Source organism: Thermodesulfobacteriota bacterium, from assembly GCA_036397855.1.
GTDB lineage: Bacteria > Desulfobacterota_D > UBA1144 > Nemesobacterales > CSP1-2 > DASWID01.
In genome coordinates this window covers 21,542-28,173 of record DASWID010000093.1, presented here as the reverse complement: position 1 = coordinate 28,173, position 6,632 = coordinate 21,542, and the positions used below count along the sequence as shown (strand labels likewise).

Genomic DNA, 6,632 nt, shown 5'->3' with positions numbered 1-6,632 from the left:
TAGTTTATTGTAGAATCGACAGCAAGTTATATCGCTCTTTGAAAGAAAAACTTTAACGATTTCAATAGTCGGTAGATATACCTAACCGATAAAGGCAAACCGTTAGAAAAGCGGGACGCAAAACTACAGGATTGAAGGTTACTAAGTAACCGAGGTCGGCTGAGTTGCCGAAGTTGGGTAATGGAAAACAATAGTTCTTGTCCACCACCCCTATACCTTCACAATTCATAAAGTAGATATGCATCCTCTTTAACGCGTTTTGCTAAAACCAAATTTGAGGAGGATGGAAATTTGAATATCTACGATAATGCCCCCAAGAAGGATCTTTCCAATTTTCATTTTAGATTAAATAACAGGATTTTAATTAGAATTGGTATAATTTTGTTCTTTCCTATTACTGCATGGTCAAATGGCTTTGATGCACGCACTGAAAGATTTAAATACTCAGATAATACTTTTTATTATACCGTTCAGCCCAATTACGCATCAGCAAATTATAATGCCAGCGAGGGAATCTCTCGAGGAGCAGTTCATGTTGCAATGGCATTACAGCCTGCGACACCTCCACCAACTCCAACTCCAACTCCTACTCCTACACCCAAACCCGCACCAACCCCTACACCCTCGTCTGTAACTTCTCCAAATCAACCTCCCACTTTAAACTTGGTAGCAAATCCTTCAAGCGGGCAATCTCCACTTTATGTAACTTTTGAATCGAATGCATCCGATCCAGACGGTAATATTGTAGAGTACAGATGGGATTATGACGGTAATGGAACAGTTGATGACATCACACCCTCAAATCCCGTTGAATTTATTTATATCACTCCTGGTACCTATAATGCAAAGGTTGAAGTAGTCGATAATGATGGCATGAGCGCTTCAGATTCAGTGACCGTTAACGTTTCTTCACCTCCCCAACCTGCACCAACTCCTACCCCGAACCCAACAACCACTCCAACACTGACGCCAACCTCTACATCCGAACCAACCGGACCTACATTTTATATGTCGCCTACCGGATCGAATTCTAATTCGGGAACCTCCACATCCTCACCCTGGAAGACCTTAAAATATGCCATTCCCAAGCTTCTGGCTGGTGATAGTTTAATCCTAATGGATGGAACCTATACAAAATCGACGACAGGACTGCCCTACGTCAGTTGTGGTTCAAATGGAAGTGCTAAAAACGGAACGGCAACTAAGCCAATCACAATTAAAGCTGAAAATGAACGGCAGGCTTTTCTTAGTTCAGACGGTTCTGTAGAAGCATTTAAAATGCAAAACTGCTCCTATTGGAATATAGAAGGATTACGACTTGGGGCGAACGATTTTAATACCACTATGCAAATCCCAACTGCATGGGTAATTTCAAGCAATAATATCAATATTAGAAAAATATTGGCATTCAAACAGAATCGCTTATCCCCTAATGCCGGTCTGTTTGCAATTTCTAAATGTGATACAGTGTTAGTCGAAGACTCAGAATTTTATGCTTCTATGAGACATCTATTAAATTGCTTTAGCTCCCAAAGATGCACATTTAGAAGAGTTTATGCCAATGCTAGAGATTTTAAGCCTGCGGGTAGTAGCACATGCCCATTTGGGATAGGTGCGGGTCAATGTTCTGATCGGTCTGTAGTGTTTTATGGAAGCTCAAATAGCATAATGGAAAATGTGATAGTGGAGGGCAATGATGAAGACAGTGAAGGGATGCAGATTCATAGTACAGCAGAAGGTAACAAAATTCTGGGTTCAATTTCCTTAAATGCTTTTCGTAATGGTATGAGACTTGATAGCCGTAAAGCAACGACAAATTTAGTTAAAGATACAATAATAGAGAATTATGTAGCAATCAGCACCAATGCTATCGGTGGTTTTGGTGGACTTTTTCATGCAGGGGCTGTAAACACCATAGTGAGACAAGCAACTATCCTTAATACTCATGGGCCATCTACCGCGAGGGGTATAAATTTGGATGGGCGATGTGGGGGCTGCGGTGGTCAAAGTCCGCCTACGGCATCATTTTATGGTGTGAACATTCTAGCTGCGAATAATAAGTGGAGCGGATTTTATGTAAATCCAAGCTATCCTACTCTCGGGGGATGGGATATTGACTACTCCGTTGCATTTAACCACTCAATTAATTTTAATCCTCCTGGAGGAGACGCATATGGAGATTTTACTAATGAGGCTGCTGTTAATCCAGCGCTTGGAAGTTGCATAGTTTACATTCCGTCCAGCTCCCCGATGAAGGGTTGGGGTAAAAGCGGCGAGGATATTGGAGCAAATATTGTATATAGATATGAGGATGGAGTTCTCACTGACCAAAAACTTTGGAATCAGACTACGGGGCAATTTCCTTGTGGTGCAACTGTTAAAGGTGTTAATGATGATGCTACTTTTCCTGATTCATCCTGTGTAAACGTGCATAAGAGACTGAACGTAGGGGTAAAGGGGTGCCCTATTCCGTGATTAGTAATTAGCTTAGGATCGACTAGCTCACTACAGGATTGGTTGTTAGTCATTTGACAAGGCAATCCAAAAAACCAAAGACTTACAACCAACGACAAATAGATATGTTTAAAAAGCAAACAGAAGGGATGAGCAAAAATATAAGACAACCAAACTCTGCACATCAGAAAATTTCTACGCAAGAATGCTTTTCTTATCATTACTCCCACTATTCTGCCACCCTCCCCCCAAGCTTATAATAAATGAATAGATGAAAAGCTTTAAATCAAACCAAAAACCTCTTTTTCTTAAGTAAATTAGATCAAATCGTAACTTCTGCCTAGGAGTTACGTAGTAATGACCATACAACTGAGCAATTCCTGTAAGACCGGGCTTCACTGTATGCCTTAGGGCATACTTTGGAATCTCACCTAGATATTTATGTACTAAAATGGTCCTCTGGGGTCTGGGACCTACAAAGCTCATATTTCCTTTTAGAATATTTAATAACTGAGGAAGTTCATCTAAGGCAGTCTTTCTAAGTATATTACCTATACGTAAGAAGCGAGGATCAGTTCCTTGTGCTAAAACAGGGCCAGTATTTCTTTCAGCATTTTTTATCATAGTGCGGAATTTAAGTTGCCTAAAGCTCTTTCCTCCTTTTCCTACGCAAGTCTTAATAAAAAAAATAGGGCCTGGGTCCTCGAGCCAGATTATAAAAATTACAAAAAGCCAAATGGGTAAGGAGAATAGGAATCCTAAAAATGATATAGTAAAATCGAAGATCCTCTTAAAAGGAATCACTTTAAAAGATTTTCCAATTGAGGAGTGTTTTAATCTAAGCTCTTCTTCCATCTCTTCCGTGGGTGGGTAATTTATCTCCGCCAATCCCCAATTTGTATAAGTCACAAAAAGGGCGGCTGAGAACGCGCCTGAAAAATTAATTAATGTATCTAAAAGGGAAAAAAATCTATGTGGAACGAAAACCTGAATCAGTTCAATAAGAAAGCCAAAAGCAAAAGCTCCAAGAAAAGCAGTTATTACTTTTCTTTCCAATTTCATCTTCCATGGAGAATATTGCAATGTGGTGTAAATCAGAAAACATAGACAAAGATAGGCAAAAAAGTGAGCCGGGTATAGAACCCATTGCGGTATAAATATTAAATTTAGATTTATCAGAGATAGGAAGAATATGATCGATGCAAAAGTGACCGTGGCTAGGATGCATACACTTAGATGAAATTGATTGCTTGCTACGGTAGTAACCGTCTGTTCCTTTGAATTTAAAACTTGCCTCTGGCTCGTGAGAGCTGCTTCTACCTTTTCATTTGTTACAATCCCCTTCTCCACCAGGATCTGACCGATCCTCATCGTGGAATTTATCCCGCCATTATAAACAGCAAAATCATCGTTAACTTCATTCTGAAGTTTTATAGCCTGATCGAGTTCATCTCTTGTTATGTATCCAAACTCAAGCAGGATTTGTCCAAGCAACTTTTTACTGTCAAGATGAAGCACAGAATCATTTAGCTGAAGAGCTTTTTCTACGTTCATAAGCTTTCCTCCTGAAGATGAATATTGATTATTTTGAATTGAAGAACCCAGCAGTTAGCCGCGGGTTATCAGCATGTAAATTGGCTGCCTATGCGGTCATTGCTGTGACAGCCAGATATTTCGAGGACAGAATCTTTAAAAGCATTTTCTTCAATTATTTTATTTTTTTTCTGTTTACCTTCTTTGTCTTGATGCTGAAACGGGTTCAGCACAGGTAGAAAGAAGCAATCCTTCGATCCTTCGATAAACTCAGGACAGGCCCTTCGACAAGCTCAGGGCTCACGACAAGGCTGTCCCCTTGTTGTCATTCCCGCGGATTGTTAGCGGGAATCTATGGTTTTACCTCTGGATCCCCCACAGAAGTCCTCGGGGATGACAGAACGACTAACAAATTTAATCCAACCACAACCATAAATTTTTTTTACGTCTTCGCTCCTGATTTTCTGAACGCAATTTTTCGAATGCCCTTTTAAGATCTAAGAGACCGTCTACGAAATATCTAACATCTACAGCAATGACATCTTATGTTGGGATTGCTTCACGGCCCCATTCACTTCACTCAGGGCTTCGATTAGCAATGACGTTGGAAGCCCTTTAACAAGCTAAAGGTAATTTATCGAGCTCAGAATATATATTAGGTAGAAAACACAAATTGAAAGAGATATTGTCATAAGATTTTAAAGGGAAGATAGCCAGCTCGGTTCAATGAGGACTTATATATTCATCATGCCATAGCATAAACATAAATAGCCCCCAGATATTCCTGCTATAGTCTTTTTTTCCATCAATGTGCATGTTTAAAATTTGTGAGACGTTCGTTTCATTAAAAAATCCAGTCGATCTTATTTTAGACGGAGAAAGGGCATCTATGACACGGTCTTTGAGGTCATTCTTAATCCACCTGGGAATTGGCACGTTAAATCCACCCTTCTTCTTTTTGAGTATCTCCTGTGGGAGTAACTTATTTAATGCTTTTTTCAATACATATTTTGTGCTTAACCTTTTCATCTTAAGCCTACTTGGAACACCTGCCATGAATTCTACAACCTCACGGTCTAAAAACGGAACCCTCGCTTCAAGAGAATGTGCCATGCTCATCCTATCAACCTTTACAAGAATATCATCGGGAAGATAAACCTTCAGATCAACATAGAGTAACTTTTGTAGGGTGTCACTATCAGTGCATTCATCAAAATGCCTGTTAAAAATTTGAAATGAATCTCTAAAGCCATTTAATGTACTCTTTAATTCTTCTGAGTATAGCCTTTGTTTCATCTCCTCCGTAAAAATAACCTTCCACCAGAAATGCCCTTGGGCGGGAGGGAGAAGCGCGCCCTCTACAAATCTCTTTGCCTTATAATCGAAGCTAACTTTTCCATCAGAAACAGGTATGGAATTAACCAAATATGGGATAAATTTCTCGGTTAGGATCCCGGGTAGTTTCTTATATAAATTAGCCACCTTATAGGCAGGGTAGGTTACATAACCTGCGAAGATTTCATCTCCACCGTCACCACCAAGACAAACCTTTACATGTTCTCTCGCTAACTTTGAGACATAGTACGTCGGAATAGCAGAGGAATCGGCATAAGGCTCGTCAAAAGATCTAATCAGTTTCGGAAGAAGGTCAACGATATTTGGCCTTACAATGAGTTCGTAATGTTCGGTATCAAATCTCCTGGAAATAAGCCTGGCATCATCCACTTCGTTATAAGACTTTTCTTCAAATCCGATCGTAAAGGTCTTTATCTTTCTAGTATTCATCTGGCTCATTAGAGCAACTATTGTACTTGAATCCATACCACCGCTTAGGAAAACCCCGAGGGGAACGTCAGAGATTAAGTGCCTTTTAACAGAGTCTTTTAAAATCTCCAGCAACCTCTCAGTATAGGTCTCTTCGTTATTTAGTCCAGAAGAAGAAGGTTGGCTATCGGATGTAAAATACTGAACGTCCCAATATTTCTTATTACTAACCCTACCATTTTGAAATATTAGCATGTTTCCAGGTTCGAGCTTTCTTATTCCCTTAAACATTGTGTAAGGGGCGGGGACATAGTTTAACGACAGGTAATCGTGAAGAGCTTCAAGATCAACATTCCTTGGTACACGATCCTTCAGTATAGATTTTATCTCCGAGCCAAAAATTAATCTATCTGATAAAACTGCGTAAAACAGTGGCTTAATACCAATGCTATCTCTGGCAAGAATTAGTTTTTTCTTACTATCATCCCACAGAGCGATGCCGAACATACCATTAAGTTCTTTAACAAAATCCTCACCTAAATCCTCATAAAGATGGACTATGACTTCTGTATCACTTCTTGTATAAAATTTATGCCCTCTCTTCATAAGCGTATCTTTAAGCTCAGGGAAGTTGTAGATCTCACCATTATATACAACCCTTACTGTACCATCTTCATTCTTTATAGGTTGCTTCCCCCCTTCGATGTCAATAATGCTAAGTCGTCTCATCCCAAGACCCACATTGCCATTGATATAAATGCCTTCATCATCGGGACCACGGTGACGAAGAACATCGTTCATAGAACTTATCACTTCCCTTTCTACAGGTCTTGAATGATCAAAGTAGACCTTGCCACAAATACCACACATGATTTATCTCT

3 protein-coding genes and 1 riboswitch are annotated in these 6,632 nt (G+C 39.7%); of the genes, 1 reads left to right on the top strand and 2 read right to left on the bottom strand.

The window, feature by feature from the left end; translation table 11 throughout:
• Positions 1-83 precede the first annotated feature (83 nt).
• Positions 84-172: riboswitch (cyclic di-GMP riboswitch) on the top strand.
• Positions 173-291: 119 nt separating this feature from the next.
• Positions 292-2,475 (top strand): PKD domain-containing protein, encoded by a 2,184-nt coding sequence (locus tag VGA95_07240; protein HEX9666341.1) that lies wholly within the window; start codon positions 292-294, stop codon positions 2,473-2,475.
• A gap of 174 nt (positions 2,476-2,649) precedes the next feature.
• On the opposite strand, the gene VGA95_07235 is transcribed toward VGA95_07240, so the two are convergent.
• Together VGA95_07235 and asnB are read right to left on the bottom strand one after the other, a co-directional pair.
• Entirely contained in the window at positions 2,650-4,008 is a 1,359-nt protein-coding gene (locus tag VGA95_07235; protein ID HEX9666340.1) for a VanZ family protein, read from the bottom strand.
• 702 nt (positions 4,009-4,710) lie between these two features.
• The gene (gene asnB / locus VGA95_07230) at positions 4,711-6,621 is read right to left on the bottom strand and encodes an asparagine synthase (glutamine-hydrolyzing) (GenBank protein HEX9666339.1); all 1,911 of its coding nucleotides are present in this window, start codon (positions 6,619-6,621) and stop codon (positions 4,711-4,713) included.
• Between the last annotated feature and the right edge of the window lie 11 nt (positions 6,622-6,632).

Coding starts and splice junctions, on each gene's coding strand:
- VGA95_07235 (HEX9666340.1), bottom strand. CDS start 4,008: ATGAACGTAGAAAAAGCTCTTCAGCTAAATGATTCTGTGCTTCATCTT.
- asnB (HEX9666339.1), bottom strand. CDS start 6,621: ATGTGTGGTATTTGTGGCAAGGTCTACTTTGATCATTCAAGACCTGTA.